This window comes from Leifsonia lichenia (assembly GCF_054780215.1).
This window is the reverse complement of sequence record NZ_BAAGWT010000001.1, coordinates 23,695-41,736: the sequence shown is the minus strand read 5'-3', so window position 1 is coordinate 41,736 and position 18,042 is coordinate 23,695. Positions and strand designations below refer to the sequence as shown.

18 protein-coding genes and 1 pseudogene are annotated in these 18,042 nt (G+C 68.6%); 11 read left to right on the top strand and 8 right to left on the bottom strand.

Annotation, left to right across the window (positions count from 1 at the left end):
* Position 1 precedes the first annotated feature (1 nt).
* Positions 2-403, bottom strand: coding sequence for a peptide-methionine (R)-S-oxide reductase MsrB (gene msrB, locus ACYVGI_RS00225; RefSeq protein WP_460630682.1), 402 nt, complete (start codon positions 401-403; stop codon positions 2-4).
* Positions 404-519: 116 nt separating this feature from the next.
* Between msrB and ACYVGI_RS00220 the strand changes: the two genes are divergently transcribed.
* The 5 genes from ACYVGI_RS00220 (at position 520) to ACYVGI_RS00200 (ending at position 4,831) form a co-directional block, all read left to right on the top strand.
* On the top strand, positions 520-867 hold the full coding sequence (locus ACYVGI_RS00220; RefSeq protein ID WP_460630681.1) for a DUF3263 domain-containing protein: 348 nt from the start codon (positions 520-522) through the stop codon (positions 865-867).
* 14 nt (positions 868-881) lie between these two features.
* Entirely contained in the window at positions 882-1,430 is a 549-nt protein-coding gene (locus tag ACYVGI_RS00215) for a LytR C-terminal domain-containing protein (RefSeq protein WP_460630680.1), read from the top strand.
* Between the two features lie 174 nt (positions 1,431-1,604).
* Entirely contained in the window at positions 1,605-1,808 is a 204-nt protein-coding gene (locus ACYVGI_RS00210) for a cold-shock protein (protein WP_055895205.1), read from the top strand.
* 186 nt (positions 1,809-1,994) lie between these two features.
* Complete coding sequence (groL, locus tag ACYVGI_RS00205) at positions 1,995-3,614, top strand: chaperonin GroEL (RefSeq protein ID WP_055895208.1); 1,620 nt, start codon at positions 1,995-1,997, stop codon at positions 3,612-3,614.
* Positions 3,615-3,994: 380 nt separating this feature from the next.
* A complete protein-coding gene (locus ACYVGI_RS00200) occupies positions 3,995-4,831 on the top strand; it encodes a hypothetical protein (RefSeq protein WP_460630679.1) in 837 nt (278 codons plus the stop codon).
* 81 nt (positions 4,832-4,912) lie between these two features.
* On the opposite strand, the gene ACYVGI_RS00195 is transcribed toward ACYVGI_RS00200, so the two are convergent.
* Together ACYVGI_RS00195 and ACYVGI_RS00190 are read right to left on the bottom strand one after the other, a co-directional pair.
* Positions 4,913-6,610 carry a sensor histidine kinase gene (locus tag ACYVGI_RS00195; RefSeq protein WP_460630678.1) on the bottom strand — a complete coding sequence of 566 codons (1,698 nt, stop codon included), beginning with the start codon at positions 6,608-6,610 and terminating at the stop codon, positions 4,913-4,915.
* A gap of 53 nt (positions 6,611-6,663) precedes the next feature.
* Entirely contained in the window at positions 6,664-7,356 is a 693-nt protein-coding gene (locus ACYVGI_RS00190) for a response regulator transcription factor (protein ID WP_055895214.1), read from the bottom strand.
* A gap of 125 nt (positions 7,357-7,481) precedes the next feature.
* Here ACYVGI_RS00190 and ACYVGI_RS00185 point away from each other — a divergent pair, with 125 nt between their 5' ends.
* The 3 genes from ACYVGI_RS00185 to ACYVGI_RS00175 are packed head-to-tail and all read left to right on the top strand — an operon-like array spanning position 7,482 to position 10,354.
* Positions 7,482-8,708 carry an NAD(P)/FAD-dependent oxidoreductase gene (locus tag ACYVGI_RS00185; RefSeq protein ID WP_460630677.1) on the top strand — a complete coding sequence of 409 codons (1,227 nt, stop codon included), beginning with the start codon at positions 7,482-7,484 and terminating at the stop codon, positions 8,706-8,708.
* Position 8,709: 1 nt separating this feature from the next.
* Positions 8,710-9,606: a dihydropteroate synthase gene (gene folP / locus ACYVGI_RS00180; RefSeq protein ID WP_460630676.1), complete on the top strand. Its 897-nt coding sequence runs from the start codon at positions 8,710-8,712 to the stop codon at positions 9,604-9,606.
* Positions 9,599-10,354 (top strand): pyrimidine reductase family protein, encoded by a 756-nt coding sequence (locus tag ACYVGI_RS00175; RefSeq protein ID WP_460630675.1) that lies wholly within the window; start codon positions 9,599-9,601, stop codon positions 10,352-10,354. The genes folP and ACYVGI_RS00175 overlap by 8 nt, the downstream gene beginning before the upstream one ends.
* Before the next feature lie 130 nt (positions 10,355-10,484).
* Here the strand turns inward: ACYVGI_RS00175 and ACYVGI_RS00170 are convergent, their stop codons facing one another.
* From ACYVGI_RS00170 to ACYVGI_RS00160, 3 genes are all read right to left on the bottom strand, one after another.
* Positions 10,485-12,125, bottom strand: a complete 1,641-nt coding sequence (locus tag ACYVGI_RS00170) for a DNA repair helicase XPB (RefSeq protein ID WP_460630674.1) — start codon at positions 12,123-12,125, stop codon at positions 10,485-10,487.
* A 147-nt stretch (positions 12,126-12,272) separates the two neighbouring features.
* Positions 12,273-14,135: a helicase-associated domain-containing protein gene (locus ACYVGI_RS00165; protein WP_460630673.1), complete on the bottom strand. Its 1,863-nt coding sequence runs from the start codon at positions 14,133-14,135 to the stop codon at positions 12,273-12,275.
* Positions 14,136-14,162: 27 nt separating this feature from the next.
* Positions 14,163-14,471, bottom strand: coding sequence for a hypothetical protein (locus ACYVGI_RS00160; RefSeq protein WP_460630672.1), 309 nt, complete (start codon positions 14,469-14,471; stop codon positions 14,163-14,165).
* A gap of 56 nt (positions 14,472-14,527) precedes the next feature.
* On the opposite strand from ACYVGI_RS00160, the gene ACYVGI_RS00155 reads away from it, so the two are divergent.
* Positions 14,528-14,908, top strand: coding sequence for a cold-shock protein (locus tag ACYVGI_RS00155; RefSeq protein ID WP_055895229.1), 381 nt, complete (start codon positions 14,528-14,530; stop codon positions 14,906-14,908).
* The gene (locus ACYVGI_RS00150) at positions 14,901-15,740 is read left to right on the top strand and encodes a DUF3027 domain-containing protein (RefSeq protein ID WP_460630671.1); all 840 of its coding nucleotides are present in this window, start codon (positions 14,901-14,903) and stop codon (positions 15,738-15,740) included. The genes ACYVGI_RS00155 and ACYVGI_RS00150 overlap by 8 nt, the downstream gene beginning before the upstream one ends.
* Here ACYVGI_RS00150 and ACYVGI_RS00145 read toward each other — a convergent pair.
* Both ACYVGI_RS00145 and serC read right to left on the bottom strand, forming a co-directional pair.
* Positions 15,654-15,839: pseudogene (locus tag ACYVGI_RS00145) on the bottom strand (DUF2530 domain-containing protein); the annotation flags it as partial. The gene ACYVGI_RS00150 and the pseudogene ACYVGI_RS00145 overlap by 87 nt on opposite strands.
* On the bottom strand, positions 15,836-16,951 hold the full coding sequence (gene serC, locus ACYVGI_RS00140) for a phosphoserine transaminase (protein WP_460630670.1): 1,116 nt from the start codon (positions 16,949-16,951) through the stop codon (positions 15,836-15,838). The gene serC and the pseudogene ACYVGI_RS00145, both read right to left, overlap by 4 nt.
* Positions 16,952-17,071: 120 nt before the next feature.
* On the opposite strand from serC, the gene ACYVGI_RS00135 reads away from it, so the two are divergent.
* Positions 17,072-17,761: a metal-dependent transcriptional regulator gene (locus ACYVGI_RS00135; RefSeq protein WP_055895233.1), complete on the top strand. Its 690-nt coding sequence runs from the start codon at positions 17,072-17,074 to the stop codon at positions 17,759-17,761.
* Positions 17,762-18,042: the final 281 nt, after the last annotated feature.

Sequence of the window (18,042 nt, the reverse complement as noted above, 5' to 3'; positions counted from 1 at the left end):
GCTACTCGCCCTCGGTGAAGTTGAGGGAGAGCGAGTTCATGCAGTAGCGGTCGCCCGTCGGAGTGCCGAAGCCGTCGTCGAAGACGTGGCCGAGGTGCGACCCGCAGGTCGCGCAGCGAACCTCGGTGCGGACCATGCCGAGGCTGTTGTCCTCGAGGAGCTGCACGGCGTCCGGTCGGACGGACTCGTAGAAGCTCGGCCAGCCGCATCCCGAGTCGAACTTGGTGCCCGACTTGAAGAGCTCGGCTCCGCAGGCGGCACAGGTGTAGAGGCCGGCGCGGCTCTCGTCGAGCAGTTCGCCCGTCCACGGCCGCTCCGTGCCCGCCTCACGCAGCACGGCGTACTGCTCCGGGCTGAGCTCTGAGCGCCACTCGTCTTCGCTCTTGGCGACGTTGTACTCCATGCGTGTTCCTTTCGTCGTTCTCCACACTAAACGGATGCGGGGCCGCGCCTGTTCCCTGTTTCGTCCCGCGAACCGCCGCGCGGCGGAAGGCCAACACACAGAAAGCCGGAAATAGGATGAACCGCGAACGCACCAGCGACGCACGACCGACAGGAAATGAAGGGACCAGGGTGGCGAACGCGGCAGACGACCGGGCATCCATCCAGCGCCCAGACGGCCTGAGCGAGCGCGACGTCGCGATCATCGCGTTCGAGCGGCAGTGGTGGCGGCACGCCGGTGCCAAGGAGCAGGCCATCCGTGAGGAGTTCGGTCTGTCCGCGGCACGGTACTATCAGCTACTCGGTGCACTGATCGACCAGCCGGCCGCTCTGCAGCACGACCCCATGCTCGTCAAACGCCTGCTCAGACTGCGCGAGGCGAGAATGGCCGCCAGAAGCTCCCGGACGCTCGCGTCCGACGACTGAGGACCCTCGACACGATGGCTGAGAAGTACCCCAAGGACCGGTTCGACGCGATTCCGGACGATCTGAACCGCGTCGGAGCGCACCGCGCACCCCGCGCGAAGGGACGAGGCTGGATCGGCTTCGGCTGGGCGGCGCTCGCCACCATCGTGCTGATCGGAGCAGGCGTCTTCGGGCTCTCGCTCGTCAACGGCAGCATCTCGTTCCACGGTGCCCCCGGCACCAGCTCCGCCTCGAAGACCCCGACCGCGTCGCCGACGCCGACCATCGTGCCGACGATCGACCCTGCGCTCACGGTGAACGTGCTGAACGGCACCACGACGCCCGACCTCGCCTCCGCGGCGGGCACCAAGCTGACCGCCGCCGGCGTCAAGGTGGGCGCACTCGCGAACGCGGACAAGTCCGACCTCACGCAGACCGTCGTCTACTACTCGGACGCGAAGAACGCCGGAGCCGCCCTCGGCGTCGCCCAGGTGCTCCCCGGTGCCACCACAGCGGAGACCCAGGACTACGCCGCGACCGGCGCCGATATCACAGTGGTGCTGGGAAGCAACTTCACGGGCTGAGGTTTTCCGTGCATCCCGTTTTGTTTCGGGCGTGTTTAACTTCTAACGGTTTCCGGTCATTTCCTGTCTTTTTCGCGAAATAGCTGGTGTTTGCCTGCATTGAAAGCATTAGTATCTGGATTCAACGCGCCGGTGATGGGCCGTCGCTACGAAACACAGCAATAGGAGTAATGCATGGCGAACGGAACCGTGAAGTGGTTCAACGCTGAGAAGGGCTACGGATTCATCACCGTCGACGACGGGGGACAGGACGTGTTCGTCCACTACTCCGCCATCGACATGAACGGCTACAAGGTCCTCGAAGAGGGCCAGCAGGTCGTATTCGAAGTCGGCAGCGGACAGAAGGGCCCGCAGGCTGAGTCGGTGCGTCCGGCGTAGCACGCAGCAACCAACCTGGTGGAGCGCCGTCCCGAAAGGGGCGGCGCTCTCGTGCGTCCGCCCCGAGCGTGACCGCTCATCTTGCACTCGACGGGCACGAGTGCCAGAATCGCTTTAGCACTCCATCTGATCGAGTGCTAACCGTTCGCATCTTTCGCAGACGTCCGGGAGGGACGAGAAACAACCATGGCAAAGATCATTGCTTTCGACGAGGACGCCCGCCGCGGCCTTGAGCGCGGCCTCAACATCCTGGCCGACACCGTCAAGGTGACGCTTGGCCCGCGCGGCCGCAACGTCGTTCTCGAGAAGAAGTGGGGAGCCCCCACGATCACCAACGACGGCGTCTCCATCGCGAAGGAGATCGAGCTCGACGACCCGTTCGAGAAGATCGGCGCGGAGCTCGTCAAGGAGGTCGCCAAGAAGACCGACGACGTCGCGGGTGACGGAACCACCACCGCGACCGTTCTCGCTCAGGCGCTCGTCAAGGAGGGCCTCCGCAACGTGGCCGCCGGCGCAGACCCCATCACCCTGAAGCGTGGAATCGAGAAGGCCGTCAAGGCCGTCACCGAGGAGCTCATCGCGAGCGCCAAGGAGGTCGAGACCAAGGAGGAGATCGCTGCGACCGCATCCATCTCCGCCGGAGACACCACCATCGGCGACATCATCGCCGAGGCGATCGACAAGGTCGGCAAGGAGGGCGTCGTCACCGTCGAGGAGTCGAACACCTTCGGCACCGAGCTCGAGCTGACCGAGGGCATGCGCTTCGACAAGGGCTACCTGTCGCAGTACTTCGTCACCGACCAGGACCGCCAGGAGGCGGTGTTCGAAGACCCGTACATCCTCATCGCCAACCAGAAGATCTCGAACATCAAGGATCTGCTGCCGATCGTCGACAAGGTGATCCAGGCCAACAAGCAGCTCCTGATCATCGCCGAGGACGTCGACGGCGAGGCTCTGGCCACGCTGATCGTCAACAAGATCCGCGGCATCTTCAAGTCGGTCGCCGTCAAGGCTCCCGGCTTCGGCGACCGCCGCAAGGCGCAGCTCCAGGACATCGCCATCCTCACCGGTGGCCAGGTCATCTCCGAGGAGGTCGGCCTCAAGCTCGAGAACGTCACCCTCGACCTGCTCGGTCAGGCACGCAAGGTCGTCATCACCAAGGATGAGACCACCATCGTCGAGGGCGCCGGCGACCCCGAGGCCATCGCCGGTCGCGTCGCTCAGATCCGCAACGAGATCGACAACACCGACAGCGACTACGACCGTGAGAAGCTGCAGGAGCGCCTGGCGAAGCTCGCCGGCGGTGTCGCGGTCATCAAGGCAGGCGCCGCGACCGAGGTCGAGCTCAAGGAGCGCAAGCACCGCATCGAGGACGCCGTCCGCAACGCGAAGGCTGCCGTCGAAGAGGGCATCGTCGCCGGTGGTGGCGTGGCCCTCATCCAGGCGGGCAAGACCGCTTTCGAGAAGCTCGAGCTCACGGGTGACGAGGCCACTGGCGCCAACATCGTCCGCGTCGCCATCGAGGCTCCGCTGAAGCAGATCGCGATCAACGCCGGCCTCGAGGCAGGCGTCGTGGTCGAGAAGGTCCGCAACCTCCCGGTCGGCCACGGCCTCAACGCCGCGACCGGCGAGTACGTCGACATGCTGGCCTCCGGCATCAACGACCCGGTGAAGGTCACCCGCTCGGCCCTGCAGAACGCAGCGTCGATCGCCGGCCTGTTCCTCACCACCGAGGCCGTCGTCGCCGACAAGCCGGAGAAGAACGCTGCTCCGGTCGGCGACCCGACCGGTGGCATGGACTTCTAAGTCCGACCCAGCACCACGAAGAGGGCGTCTCCCGCACGGGAGGCGCCCTCTTTCGTGTCCGCGCCGAGTTGGCTTGGAAGGCTCTGTGAGATTGAATAGATAACGTTTCACATTCCTTTGGGGGATCTATGCGCGCATCCGCGTTGTCACGTTCGCTGCTCGTCGGGGCGACCGCCCTCCTCGTCGGCCTGCTCTCGGGATGCGCCGAGACGGCAGAGCCGATCTCTCACGCGTCCGCGACACCTTCACCGGCGCCGACCGCGACGCCGGTCGCGGAGCCCGTGGTCGCTCCGACGGCGTGCGAGAGCCTGACGACTCCGGACGCGGTGCGTGAACTCGTTGGAGGAACTGGGGAACCGCAGACGTTGACGGAATTCCAGGTGGGAGCCGTGCTTCGTGGCCCGTGGCCGATCCTGGCCGCGAACGGCTCGTTCTGCGGGTGGGGCGGGCTCGGAGGCCTGCGCCATGAGGGACAACACGACCCGACGGTGATTGTGGCGACGCTGCCGCACGCGCGCTCGGCCTGGGAGCGGCTGGCAGCAACGGAGTCTCCTGCTGCGGGAGCCGCGTACGAAGGCGGCGAGTCGCTCGGCGGCGAGTGCCACTCCATCTTCTGCCGCACCGACGTTCTCGTCGGCGACATCTGGCTCGCCGTCTCGGCCAATCTCTCAGCAGCGGGCGCAGAATCGGGTAGCGAAGGGCTGTCCGAGCACAGCTTCCACGAGTACGTCCAGAGCATCGTGACCGCGGTCGCGGCAGCACCAGTCCCGACGGCTGCGCCCGCGCTCGCGGCTCGGCCGCACTGCGAGGAAGCGATCGGCGCCATCCAGTCCGTGTACGGCCTCCGAAACGTGAAGGCCGCGACCTGGGGTGAGTCTTTCGCGATAGAGAGCGCGGCGTTGCGACTCGGCAGCGCTTCCCAATGCCGTTACGAAGACACGGAGGCCCGGCATTGGGCCGTTCATATCACCAGGATGAGCAATGCCGATGCGGTCTACCTGGCTGACGCCGACGCGACGCCGGGCGTCGCGCGGTCGCCGCTCGCCATCCCCGGCGTCGACGGAGAGACTGTCGGGTGGTCCGCCATGGGCGAGGAGGCCTGGCTGACCGGAGTGAACGTGTTGTCCCGCGGTGAGTGGGTGCAGGTTTCCGCCTGGGGCGGGCAGGGCACCGAGCCCGTGGCGGAGGTCGCCCGGAAGCTTCTCACATCGCCCTGAACCCAGTCACCCCACAGCCCGGCCGCGCATCCGGTGGCGAAATGCCAGTAACTGTCGCGAAACGCCCGGGATGCGGCGCAGTTACTGGTGTCTCGTGGGAGCGGTCTCCGCCAGCGGCAGGGAGACGCGGAAGGTGGCGCCGCCGCCCTCCGTCTCGACGACCTCGACCGTGCCGTGGTGGGCGGCGATGATGGAGGACACGATGGCCAGACCGAGGCCGCTGCCGCCGGTCTCGCGGGCGCGGGAGGTGTCTGCGCGCCAGAAGCGCTGGAAGATCTTCTCGCGGATCTGCGGCGGGATGCCATCGCCGTGGTCGCGCACCTCGAGGATGGCCCGGCCGGTCTGGTGGTTCACCTGCACCATGATCTCGATGGGGGTGCCGTCCGCGGTGTAGCGGAGGGCGTTGCCCATCAGGTTGGTGACGACCTGGCGCAGCTTGTTCTCCTCGGCGAGCACGATCGCGGGCTCTGCGGCGACCGGCTGGTGCAGCACCACCTTCTCCGCGGTGGTCACCAGCGCCTGCTCTGTGCCGCCAGGGCGGCGGGCGCGTCCGCGACGCAGCCGTGCGAGCGTCGCCCCGGCGAACGCGATCGGCCCGGTGGCGTTGCTGACCCGTGCCGGGTCCTGGATGGGCATGGGCACCGTGTCGACGCCCGGCTCCTCCGGCCCCAACTCGGGGGCGGCGATCGCCTGCGGGGTGATCACCGTGACGACGCGGCCGGGGGAGCCGGCCATCGCATCCATCGCGGCGTCCTGCGCGATCCGCACCAGGTCGACCGGATGCAGATTCAGCGGCTTCGTCTCGTCGAGGCGCGCCAGCTCCAGCAGGTCTTCCACGAGGCCGCCCATCCGGATGGCCTCCTTCTCGATCCTGTCCATCGCCTGCGCGACGTCCTCCGGGGTCTGCAGGGCGCCCATCCGGTACAGCTCGGCGTAGCCGCGCACCGAGACGAGCGGGGTGCGCAGCTCGTGGCTGGCGTCGCCGACGAAGCGGCGCATCTGGTCGATGGTTCTCGCGCGGTCGTTGAAGGCCCGGTCGATGCGGTTCAGCATCGTGTTGAGCGAGCGGTTGAGGCGGCCGACCTCGGTGTTGGGGGTCGCGCCGCCGAGGCGCTGGCTGAAGTCGCCGTCCGCGATGGCCGCCGCCGTCTGCTCCACCTCGCGCAGCGGGGAGAACGTGGTGGTCACCAGCATCCGGGTGAGACCCGCTCCGACGATGATGACGATGACGCCGAAGCCGAGGAAGATCGCGAGGAAGCTCGCCATCACCGTGTCGATCTGCGAGGTGGTCGTGGCCACGATCGCCGTGCCGAGGGCGCCGGGCGGGTTGGTCAGCGTGACCGTCGTCGCCAGCGCCCGATAGGCGGTGTGTCCGTCATTGCTGAGCAGCGGATACCCGCCGGGCGGAAGGAGCTTGCTCTGCGGCACGGTCAGCGATTCCGGAATGGCTGGCCGGTGCGCCTCCGGAATGTTCTTCCAGTTGGAGGCCACCAGCTTGCCGTCAGCGTCGTACAGAGCGGCGAAGTAGTCCGAAGGGCTCGCGTCTGTCGCAATCGTCTCACTGTCGGACGACGTGCCGTTGAGGTAGGTGTTGAGGTAGCTTCCCCCCGACGCGGCGGAGAGCTGCGCATCCAACTGGTCGAGCAGCACCGGTTTCAGCATCGACATGGTGCCGATGCCGGTCACCAGCAGCCCGAGGGTCAGCATCAGGACGGTCACGCCGGTGATCTTGGTGCGCAGCGAGATCGCGTTCCATCGATCCAGTAAGCGTGTGTGCATGAGGCCGCCAGTTTACGCAGCCGAAGCTGTGCCGGGCATGTGCAGGAGCCTGGTCAGACCTTTGCGGCTTTCAGCATGTAGCCGAACCCGCGCTTGGTCTGGATGAGCGGCTCGCTGGAGTGCGCATCCACCTTGCGGCGCAGGTACGAAATGTAGGACTCGACGATGCCGGCGTCGCCGTTGAAGTCGTACTCCCAGACGTGATCGAGGATCTGCGCCTTCGACAGCACGCGGTTGGGGTTGAGCATCAGGTAGCGCAGCAGCTTGAACTCGGTGGGGCTCAGCTCGATGGCGGTGTCGCCGACGAACACCTCGTGGGTGTCCTGGTCCATCGTCAGCTCGCCGGCGCGGATGACCGCGTCTTCGTCGGCCTGCATCGTGCGGCGCAGGATGGCCTTGATGCGGGCGACGATCTCGTCGAGGCTGAACGGCTTGGTGACGTAGTCGTCTCCGCCGACGGTGAGACCGGTGATCTTGTCCTCGGTGTCGTCCTTGGCCGTCAGGAACAGGATCGGGGCCGTGTACCCGGCGCCGCGGAGGCGCTTGGTGACACCGAAGCCGTTCATGTCGGGGAGCATCACATCGAGGATGATGAGGTCTGGCTCCTCTTCGAGGACCGCGGAGATGGCCTGGGCGCCATTGCCGACCGCGCGCACGGCGAACCCGGCGAAGCGGAGGCTGGTGGTGAGCAGGTCGCGGATGTTGGGCTCGTCGTCGACGATCAGGATGCGAGGTCCGGCGTTCATGGCACCTAGTATCTGCGCGTTGGCTGAATCCTGCCTGTGAGCGCACGGTGTGGGATTGGTGTGAGGGTCTGGCGGCCGCCGTGGGAACAGTGGATGCTGGGAAGAGCCGTCGCGAGGAGGACACCATGTCGAAGCCCACCGTCGTCATCGCCGGAGCAGGACTGGCGGGAGCCACGGTCGCCACCGAGCTGCGCGAGCGCGGATTCGACGGCCGCATCCTGCTGTTCGGCGCGGAGTCGCACCACCCGTACATCCGGCCGCCGCTGTCGAAGGAGTTCCTGAAGGGCGAGGCGGAGCGCCGGGCGGGGGACGTGCATCCCGAGAACTGGTACGCGGAGAACGCCGTGGAGTTCCTTCCGGACACGGTGGCGAGTTCGTTCGACGCTGCCGCGCACGAGCTGTTTCTCGACGGCGGCGCGCGCATCACCTTCGACAGCCTGGTGCTCGCGACGGGAGCGAGCCCGCGGCGGCTGACGGTGCCGGGCGCGGGGCACGGAGCGGTGTTCACGCTGCGGACCGTCGAGGACAGCGAATGGCTGCGTTCGGCTCTCGAGGTGGGCGGACGGCGCGTCGTGGTGGTCGGCTCCGGCTGGATCGGCCTGGAGGTCGCGGCGGCCGCCCGCGGCTACAGCGACGACGTGACCGTGGTCGGCAGCTCGGCCGTGCCGCTCAGCTCCGCCATCGGGCCGGAGCTCGGCCGCGTGTTCGAGAGGCTGCACACTGACAACGGCGTCTCGTTCCGCAACGCGGCGTCGGTGGTGGCCATCGACGGAGGTGACGACGGGCCGCGCGAGGTGGTCACCGGCACCGGGGAGCGCATCCCCGCCGATCTGGTGGTGGTCGGCGTCGGGGCGATCCCGAACACGGCCATCGCCGAACGCTCCGGCCTCTCCGTCGACAACGGCGTGCCGACCGATCAGGGGATGCGCACAGTCGCCGAAGACGTGTACGCGGCGGGAGACCTCGCCAACCCCTTCCTGCCCGTCATCGGCAGGCACCTGCGCAACGAGCACTGGGCGAACGCCATCGCGGGAGGCGTCGTCGCCGCGCGCAGCATCCTGGGCGAGGCCGCGAGCTACGACGACATCCCGTACTTCTACTCCGACCAATACGATCTGGGCATGGAGTATTCGGGTTACGGACCGCTGGCGGCAGACGCCAGGGTCGTCTACCGCGGCGATGTCGACGCGCGCGAATTCGTGGCGTTCTGGCTGCGCAACGAGCGCGTGGTGGCCGGGATGAACGTCAACGTCTGGGATGTGAACGACCAGGTGCAGCGGCTCATCCGCTCCGGCGCGCGCGTGGACGAGGGCCGGCTCACCGACGAGAGCGTGGATCTTGCCTCGCTCTGACATGTATCTGCCACCGCTCCGCATCCCCGTCCGCACCATCGGCGCCCGCACGTTCGACTTCTCCCGCCGCGTCGCCGTGATGGCCGTCGTCAACCGCACGCCGGACTCGTTCTTCGACCAGGGCAGGACCTTCGCGCTCGACAAGGCCGTGCAGGCGAGCTTCCGCGCCGTGGAACTCGGGGCGGACTGGGTAGACATCGGCGGCGCCCCGTTCGCGCCAGGCGACCCCATCCCGGTCGAGGCGGAGGCCGACAGGGTCGTGCCGGTGGTGGCCCAACTGCGGGCGGGGTCGGACGTGGTCATCTCGGTGGACACCTTCCACGCCGAGGTCGCACGCCGCGCCATCGCCGCAGGTGCGACGGTCGTCAACGACACCACCGGCCTCAGCGATCCCGACCTGGTGTCGGTGGTGGCCGACAGCGACGCGAGCCTCGTCATCACGCACAGCCTCGCCGCCCCGCGCACCTTCTATCCGCGGCCGCACTACGACGACGTCGCCGCGGAGATCGCCGCCTTCCTGCTCGGCAGGGTGGAAGTGGCGCTCGCCGCAGGCATCCCCGAGGAGCGGATCATCGTCGACCCCGGCCACGACCTCAACAAGAACACGCTGCAGTCGCTGGAGCTGACCAGGCGGCTCCGCGAGATCGCCGACCTCGGATACCCGACGCTCGCCGCCGTCTCGAACAAGGACTTCATCGGCGAGACCCTGGATGCGCCCCGCGCCGAACGACTCGAAGGCTCGCTCGCCGCCGCGGTCGTCTCGATCGTGAACGGCGCCCGCATCATCCGGATGCACGACGTGGCCGCCTCCGTCGCCGCGACCAGGATGACCGAGGCGATCCTGGGGCTGCGCGAGCCCGCACACCTCAAGCACAACATGGGAGACGTGAATGACTGACGCGGCCATCGCCAGGGTCTACCCGCTGCCGGCGGCAGAGGGACTCGGCGACGACGACCTGGCCGCCCTCTACAGCGACGGAGCCGCCGAGCTGCCGTGGCTGCGCGTGAACTTCGTCAGCAGCGTCGACGGAGCCGCCACCCACGGCGGGCTCTCCGGCGGGCTGTCCGACGACGCGGACAGGCGCGTGTTCGCCATCCTGCGCCGTCTCTGCGACGTGGTGGTGGTCGGAGCTGGCACGGTGCGCGCAGAGGGGTACGCGGCGATGCGGGTCGACGAGCCCTCCGAGCGCTGGCGGGCCGAGCACGGCCGGGCCGCGCATCCGGTGTTCGCCATCGTCTCCGCGAGCCTCGACCTCGACCCGGCCAGCCCGATCTTCCAGGATGCGCCGGTGCGGCCGATCGTGCTCACCACCGAACGGTCGCGCGAGGACACCCGCGAAGCCCTCGCCGAGGTGGCGGACGTCGTTGTCTGCGGCCGCGACCGCGTGGAGGCGGAGGCGCTGGTGCGGGTGCTGCGCGAGCGAGGGCTGAGCCGCATCCACTGCGAGGGAGGGCCGCACCTGTTCGGCGACCTGATCGCGTCGGGGGAGCTCGACGAGCTGTGCCTGACGCTCAGCCCGCGGCTGGAGGCGGGTGTCGCGACCCGTATCTCGTCCGGGGCGTCGCCCATCGTGCCGGTGGGGCTGCGGCTCGCGCACACCCTCGTCTCGGGCGACACGCTGCTGCTGCGGTACGTCCGCCGCTGAGGCGCCAGCCCGGAGTGCGTACGAGTCGTGCGAAACGCGCGGTCGTAGGCCGCGGGACCGCGCTTATCGCACGAGCCGCCGAGCTCCCCACCGCGCTTTCCGCACGAGCGGACAGCACCGGCGAGGCTGCCTACGCGGCCAGGGCGTGCGCATCCAGGATCGTGTACGAGTACCCCTGCTCCGCGAGGAACCGCTGCCGGTTCTGCGCGAAGTCCTGGTCGACGGTGTCGCGCGAGACGAGCGTGTAGAAGTTCGCGGACAGGCCGGACTCCTTCGGGCGGAGCAGCCGGCCGAGGCGCTGGGCCTCCTCCTGGCGGGACCCGTACGACCCGGACACCTGGATGGCGACCGTCGCCTCCGGAAGGTCGACGGAGAAGTTCGCGACCTTGCTGACCACGAGCACCTCCGTCCGGCCCTCGCGGAACTCCTGGTACAGGCGCTCGCGCTCGTCCACCGGGGTCGCGCCCGTGAGCGACGGCGCATCCAGGGCCTCGGCGAGTTCGTCGATCTGGTCGAGGTACTGCCCGATCACGAGGATGCGCTCGCCCTTGTGGCGCTCGACGAGCCGGCGAACCACATCCAGCTTGGCGGGCGCGGTGGCTGCCAGCCGGTAGCGCTCGTCGTCGGCGGCGGCCGCGTAGCTGAGCCGGTCGGAGGCAGGCAGGTCGATGCGCACCTCGTAGCAGGCAGCGGGGGAGATGAAGCCCTGCGCCTCGATCTCCTTCCATGGCGCGTCGAACCGTTTCGGGCCGATGAGGCTGAACACGTCGCCCTCGCGGCCGTCCTCGCGCACCAGGGTGGCCGTGAGGCCGAGGCGGCGGCGGGCCTGCAGCTCGGCGGTGAGCTTGAACACCGGCGCGGGCAGCAGGTGCACCTCGTCGTAGACCACGAGACCCCAGTCCATCGCGTCGAGCAGCGCGAGGTGCGCGTACTCGCCCTTCCGCTTGGCAGTGAGGATCTGGTAGGTGGCGATGGTGACCGGCTTCACCTCTTTAACCTGGCCGGAGTACTCGCCGATCTCCTCGGCGGTGAGGGTGGTGCGCTTGAGCAGTTCGTCGCGCCACTGCCGGGCAGAGACCGTGTTGGTCACCAGGATCAGCGTGGTGGTCTTCGCCGTCGCCATCGCACCGGCGCCGACCAGGGTCTTGCCCGCGCCGCAGGGCAGGACGACGACACCGGAGCCGCCGTCGAAGAAGTTGTCGACCGCCTTGTTCTGGTAGTCGCGCAGCTTCCAGCCGTCCTCCACCAGGTCGATGGGATGCGGCGTGCCCGGCGTGTAGCCCGCGAGGTCTTCTGCAGGCCAGCCGAGCTTGACCAGCTCCTGCTTGAGCTGGCCGCGCGCCCACGCCTCGACGACGAAGGTGTCCGCATCCCGTCGTTCGAGCAGCAGCGGAGCGATCCGCTTGGCTCCGGCGACCTCGGTGAGCACCGGCAGGTCGGTCGAGCGCAGCAGCAGCACGCCGTCGTCGTCGCGCTCGATCACGAGCCGCCCGTAGCGGGCGACGGTCTCCGCCATGTCGACGGAAACGGTCTGCGGGATGGGGAACTTCGAGTATCGCTCCAAGGTGCCGAGCATGTCGTCGGCGGTGTGCCCTGCCGCGCGGGCGTTCCACAGTCCGAGCCGGGTGATCCGGTAGGTGTGGATGTGCTCCGGCGCGCGCTCGAGCTCCGCGAACACGGCGAGGTCATGCCGTGCGTCTTCGGCCGACGGATGCGCGACCTCCAGCAGGACGGTGCGGTCGCTCTGGACGATCAGGGGGCCATCTGACATAACCGCTGAGTCTACGCCCGCTTTCTCTGCGCCCGTCTCAGCCCGCCCCCTCCGCCGCCCCGAAGCCATCGAGCCGGGACTTGTGCACGCGACACGCCGAGCCGACCCGTGCACAAGTCCCGGCTCGATGGCTTCGGCGGGAGGGCGTCAGTCGGCAGGGCGGAGGCCCCGGACGCTGGAGAGGGGGAGGGTGCGCTCGATGTCGGCCGCTCTGTCCCGGCCGCGCAGGCGTCCGCCGCCCACGCCGGTCGGCTCCAGCAGGTAGTCGACGACGCGGCCGTCCGGCATCGCCACCTCGACCACCACGAGCTGCTTGCCCCGGATGGCCAGGTCGAGCTGCCGGGTGAGCCACTGCTCTCCCGTGCTCTCGTCCGCGGTGGCGTCGGCCTCCCGCAGCCGGGCGACGAGTTCCGCTTCCTGGTCGACGCGCTCCGCGACCCGGGGATGCGCGACCCGCTGTCTCCGTAGCGCCTCCACGTCCCCGTGCGCGTCCTCCGCGGCCACCGGGTAGCGGGCGTCGCTGATCGCCCAGAACACCACATCCCGTGCGAACCGGCTCTCCAACCGGTCCTCCGCCGCCCGGACGAGCCCGAGCGCGCTGAGCGACTGGTCGACCTCGATGGTCGTCAGCAGCGTGAGGTCGGCGGAGACGACGGCCGACCGCATCCGCCCGTCGCCGTCGATGGCCCGCACGCGCACGCGGCCGTAACGCTCCGCCGCATCCCGCACCAGGTAGTCGAGCGGCTGCGGCACGCCGGTCAGCGAGATCTCGGCCAGGAACGCGTGGATGCTCTCCGCCGTCTCCCCGCCCGTGATCGCCCTGTCGATGGTCGCGGCAGACACCCGGAACGTGGATGCGAGCGCCCTGCTCTCCACGTCCGCCATGCCGCGCAGGCGCCCGTCGATTGCCGGGTCGAGCGGACCGGGGGCCACGATGGTGAGGTCGTGCTGCAGGTAGACCTTGTCCACCTCGGCGGGGAACAGCTCGCGCACCACGGCGGCTGCGGCGTCCGGGCCGTTCTCGACCAGGGCGCTTCCGGCGCTGCTCGGAGCCTGCTGGGCGGTGATGCCGAGCCATTCCGCATCCCTGGTGTACGCATCCACCCGCTCCTCTGCGAACGCGCGACCGGCCGGGTACAGCCAGGCGACGTACTCGCGCAGGCTGTCGCCCCAGGCGGCGCGGCTGCGCGAGGAGAGGATCCTGCGCAGGTCGTCTGGCAGGGCGTCCTGCCAGGACGCGGCCAGGGCGCGCCAGCGGTCGGCGGTGGGGGAGTGCTGCCAGGCGGAGGCGGCGTCGGTCGGAAGCCAGGCCGCATCCTCCATGGCGACGAGTCCGGCACGGGATGCGACGGAGAACACCGTCGGCACCACGGAGACGTCCACGGCGAGGGCTCCGGCGATGCGTTTGCTCGCGGGCAGGGCGAGGCCGCCCTTCTGCAGTTCCCGCGCCCCCTCCCTGAAAAGCTCGGCGATCAGCTCCGACACGGCGGTGACGGCGTCGAAGGCGCGCTCGGCGGCGAGGCGGTCGGTGAAGCGGCGCTCGGTGTCCGGCACGGCGGCCAGGGCGGCGGGCGCAGGTTCGGCGAGCAGCGCATCCGGGGCAGGCAGATGGATGCTCGGCCACGCCGCGAGCTGCGCTGTGACGGCCTCGTACGCCGAGAACGCGCCGGAGTCGGTGTGGGCGAGGATGAGGCCGGAGACGGCGTCCAGGGCCTCCTGAGCAGCCGCGGAGGTAATCCCCGGCGTGGCAGGGGAGCCGGCGAGCGCCGCGGCGACCTCAGCGGCATCCAGCGGGGTGGATGCGCGACCGAGCGTCACGAGCACGGCCAGCCGGGTGCGGTCGAGCCCGGAGAGCGCGCGCTGAACCGCGTCGCGGTCGAGCAGGGCGTCCGCGAGGTCGAAGAAATCGGAGATCCCCGCACGGCGGATCGTCCGCTCGTGCAGGATGTGGACGATCGACTCGTCCGGCATCGCCCGCAGGCGCGCAGCCAGAGCGAGCGTGTTCGTCATCGGCGCTGATCCAGCCCGTCCGCCGGCCTACCGCTTGCCCGTCCCGGCTCCGCCGGAGCCGGAGGGCCCTGCAGCCTTCGCCGCCTTGCTGCGCTGCCTGCCGGTGATGACGATGAGCGCGATCACCAGGATGAACGCCACGGACAGGCCGATCATCGGCAGGACGAACACCACCGGCCAGAGGCCCTGACCCGATCCCTGCTCCGGCATACCGCCGAGAGCGGAGCCGATCAGGACGGCTGCGATGCAGACCAGGGAGATGATCACGAGTGCCGCAATGATGTACGACAGGATGCGTTGGAGGCGGCTTGCCGCCTGTGGGGTCTGCTGGGTCACGAAATCAAGGATAATTGAGGTTGGTCATACGATCCCCCATGTGAAATGAGGTTCCCATGCCAACCGGCAAGGTCAAGTTCTACGACGACGAGAAAGGCTTCGGCTTCATCAGCTCCGATGACGGCCAAGAAGTCTTCCTGCACGCCTCCGCCCTGCCGGCAGGTGCCGTCGTGAAAGCGGGGACCCGCCTCGAGTTCGGCATCGCCGACGGCAAGCGCGGCGCCCAGGCGCTGTCGGTGCGCGTCCTCGACGCTCCGCCGAGCCTCGTGAAGCTCAGCCGCAAGTCGGCGGACGACATGGCGATCATCGTCGAAGACCTCGTTAAGCTGCTCGACGGCATCGGGGCGAACCTCAAGCGGGGCAAGTACCCGGACAAGGCGCACGGAGCGAAGATCGCCGCCGTGCTGCGCCGGGTTGCGGACGACCTGGATGCCTGACACCGAGTTCGAGGCCGAGTTCGGGGCTGAGGCCGAGTTCGGGGCTGAGGCCGAGTTCGGGGCTGACGCTGAGGCCGAGTCGCCTGCGGAGTCTCCGGAGGCGTCCGCGCCCGTCTGGACCGTTCCCGACGACGTGCTCCTCGCATCCATCGCCCAGGCACGGGATGCGCTGAAGGAGATCACTCCGGAGGCCACCATCGGCGCGCCGGCCGGCCACATCGTGGAGGGGGAGCACGTGCTCTCCCTGCTGTTCGAGTGCACCATGTCTGGCTATCCGGGCTGGCACTGGACGGTGACGCTGTCGCGCATCGACGGCGACGCAGCGCCGAGCGTGCTGGAGGCGGAGCTGATGCCCGGCGAGCGCGCCCTGCTCGCGCCGGACTGGGTGCCGTGGTCCGAGCGGCTCGCCGACTACCAGGCGTCGCAGGAGGCCATCGCGGCGGCGGAGGCGGAAGCCCTCTCCGACGACGAGGATGACGAAACCGACGAGTCCGACGACGAGGACGACACCGACGACGACTTCGAGGACGAGGACGGCGAGCACGACGTGCACGACCTCCACCCCGAAGACCTCGACGGCGTCGACATCGAGAGCGCAGACGACACCTACGACGCTGAGCTCGACGACGACGCGGACGACCTCGACGAGGACGACGCCGATCTCGACGTGCCCGGCGACGCCTCAGCGCCGCTTGACGGTGAGGTAGCCGAGTCCGACGAGGCCGAGCGCGAGTCCGACGACGACGGTCCAGAGCCACCAGCCGTCGCCGGAGGCGCTGAGCTGGCGGAAGAAGACGAGCGTCACGACGAGGGCGACCACCCACAGGCCTAGCCCGACGAGCACGGCCTTCCTGTCGTCCGTCTTCACGGGCACAGGATCGGGCCGTCGCTCGTCGTCGCGGAGCCAGAGGCGCACGGTGGCTCCGCTCAGCCGAGCTTGCCGACGACGTACTCGATGCAGCCGATCAGCGCGCGCACGTCGTTCGGCTCGATGGCCGTGAACGTGGCGACGCGGAGCTGGTTGCGGCCGAGCTTGCGGTACGGCTCCGTGTCCACGATGCCGTTGGCCCGCAGCGCCTTCGCGACCGCGGCGGCGTCGATCGCGTCGTCGAAGTCGATCGTGACGACCACCTGAGAGCGGTGCGCGGGGTCGGCGACGAACGGTGTCGCGTATTCGACGCTCTCCGCCCAGGCGTACAGGGTGTTCGAGGACTCGGCCGTGCGAGCACCGGCCCAGGCGAGACCGCCGTTGCCGTTCATCCACTGGATCTGGTTCTCGAGGAGCACCAGGGTGGCGACGGCCGGGGTGTTCAGCGTCTGGTTGAGGCGCGAGTTGTCGATCGCGTTCTTGATGCTGAGGAACTCGGGGATGTAGCGGTCGCTCGCCGCGATGCGCTCGACCCGCTCGATGGCCGCGGGGGAGAACAGTGCGAGCCAGAGGCCGCCGTCCGACGCGAAGTTCTTCTGCGGGGCGAAGTAGTAGATGTCCGACTCGGCCGCGTCGATGTCGACGCCACCGGCCGCGCTGGTCGCGTCGATGACCGTGAGGGCCCCGTCGTCGCCGTGCACGCGCTTCACCGGCGCCATGACTCCGGTGGACGTCTCGTTGTGCGGCCAGGCGTAGACGTCGATGCCCTCCGCCGCCTGTGCCTCGCTGCGCGAGCCTGCGGGCGCGTCGATCACCTGGGGCGCCTCCAGCCACGGCGTCTTCGCCGCTGCGGCGAACTTGCCGCCGAACTCGCCGAAGACCAGGTTCTGGCTGCGCTTCTCGATCAGCGAGAAGGCTGCCGCATCCCAGAACGCGGTGGAGCCGCCGTTGCCCAGGACGACCTCGTAGCCCTCCGGAATGCGGAACAGCTCGGCGAGCCCGTCGCGCACGCTGCCGACGAGGTTCTTGATCGGAGCTTGGCGGTGGGAGGTGCCGAGCAGCTTCGCGCCCGCTCCTGCGAGGTAGGCCACTTGCTCTTCGCGGACCTTGGATGGACCGCATCCAAATCGTCCGTCGGCGGGCAGCAGATCAGTGGGAATCGTCACATCCGGCATATCCAGAGTCTATTGGCTGTTAGTACCCCTGTCGGTCGACTCCGCCGCGGCAACTCCGTGCTGTCACCGGCACCCAGTAGTCTCTACTGGACACACGCGCGCGACAAAGCTGGAGGGTTGATGACCGACCTGATCGATACGACCGAGATGTACCTTCGCACCATCCTGGAGTTGGAAGAGGACAACATCGTCCCTCTGCGTGCGCGCATCTCGGAGCGTCTCGGCCACTCAGGCCCGACCGTCTCCCAGACCGTCGGCCGCATGGAGCGGGACGGACTCGTGGTCGTGTCCGGAGACCGCCACCTCGAACTGACCGACGACGGGCGCCGCAAGGCCGTGCACGTCATGCGCAAGCACCGCCTGGCCGAGCGCCTCCTGAGCGACGTGATCGAGCTCGAGTGGGAGTACGTGCACGAGGAGGCGTGCCGCTGGGAGCACGTCATGAGCGAGCAGGTGGAGCGCAAGCTGCTGACCATGCTCGGCCACCCGACGGAGTCGCCGTATGGCAACCCCATCCCGGGTCTCGACGAACTCGGCGACATCGTGTCGCCCACCACAGAGGGCCTCACCAACCTCGTGGATGTGGTCGTCGGCAAGGATTCCGGGGTTTCTGCCAGGATCAAGCGCCTCGGAGAGCCGGCTCAGGTTGATCCCGAGCTTCTCCTTCAGCTCAAGCAGGCGGGCGTTTTTCCCGGCTCGACCGGCACATTCACTCCCGCGGGCTCCTACGTGGCCGTGCAGATCGACGGCTTCGAGAACGGCCTGGAACTGCCGAACGAGCTGGCGGCGCACATCTTCGTCGAAGCCTGATTTCCGTTACCGACTTGTTAAAATATCGGAAAAAGGATGTGACAAAGCGGGGGTCGTCCCGTAGTCTCTAACGAGTCCGACGGGCCAGAAGCCGGCCACAGGACCCGAACCGGGACGCTCCACCCCCCACCCCTGTCTCCTGGTTCGCGAAGCCAAGCTATAAGCATCCGGGACGGGGCAGCTACCTAGTGCTGCTGGAGCGCAGGAGGTTCAACCCTTGGCCCTATTAGGTAGACCAGGCTCTGAAGAGAGCCCCACAAACCCGAATAGCTCGACCCCCG

Bases quoted from the DNA above. Each gene is read 5' to 3' on its own strand.
- ACYVGI_RS00170 (WP_460630674.1), bottom strand. From the start codon at position 12,125: ATGTCAGATGGCCCCCTGATCGTCCAGAGCGACCGCACCGTCCTGCTG.
- ACYVGI_RS00215 (WP_460630680.1), top strand. From the start codon at position 882: ATGGCTGAGAAGTACCCCAAGGACCGGTTCGACGCGATTCCGGACGAT.
- ACYVGI_RS00190 (WP_055895214.1), bottom strand. From the start codon at position 7,356: ATGAACGCCGGACCTCGCATCCTGATCGTCGACGACGAGCCCAACATC.
- ACYVGI_RS00150 (WP_460630671.1), top strand. From the start codon at position 14,901: ATGCCTGACACCGAGTTCGAGGCCGAGTTCGGGGCTGAGGCCGAGTTC.
- ACYVGI_RS00220 (WP_460630681.1), top strand. From the start codon at position 520: ATGAACCGCGAACGCACCAGCGACGCACGACCGACAGGAAATGAAGGG.
- ACYVGI_RS00165 (WP_460630673.1), bottom strand. From the start codon at position 14,135: ATGACGAACACGCTCGCTCTGGCTGCGCGCCTGCGGGCGATGCCGGAC.
- ACYVGI_RS00210 (WP_055895205.1), top strand. From the start codon at position 1,605: ATGGCGAACGGAACCGTGAAGTGGTTCAACGCTGAGAAGGGCTACGGA.
- msrB (WP_460630682.1), bottom strand. From the start codon at position 403: ATGGAGTACAACGTCGCCAAGAGCGAAGACGAGTGGCGCTCAGAGCTC.
- ACYVGI_RS00185 (WP_460630677.1), top strand. From the start codon at position 7,482: ATGTCGAAGCCCACCGTCGTCATCGCCGGAGCAGGACTGGCGGGAGCC.
- ACYVGI_RS00175 (WP_460630675.1), top strand. From the start codon at position 9,599: ATGACTGACGCGGCCATCGCCAGGGTCTACCCGCTGCCGGCGGCAGAG.
- serC (WP_460630670.1), bottom strand. From the start codon at position 16,951: ATGCCGGATGTGACGATTCCCACTGATCTGCTGCCCGCCGACGGACGA.
- folP (WP_460630676.1), top strand. From the start codon at position 8,710: ATGTATCTGCCACCGCTCCGCATCCCCGTCCGCACCATCGGCGCCCGC.
- ACYVGI_RS00155 (WP_055895229.1), top strand. From the start codon at position 14,528: ATGCCAACCGGCAAGGTCAAGTTCTACGACGACGAGAAAGGCTTCGGC.
- groL (WP_055895208.1), top strand. From the start codon at position 1,995: ATGGCAAAGATCATTGCTTTCGACGAGGACGCCCGCCGCGGCCTTGAG.
- ACYVGI_RS00195 (WP_460630678.1), bottom strand. From the start codon at position 6,610: ATGCACACACGCTTACTGGATCGATGGAACGCGATCTCGCTGCGCACC.
- ACYVGI_RS00135 (WP_055895233.1), top strand. From the start codon at position 17,072: ATGACCGACCTGATCGATACGACCGAGATGTACCTTCGCACCATCCTG.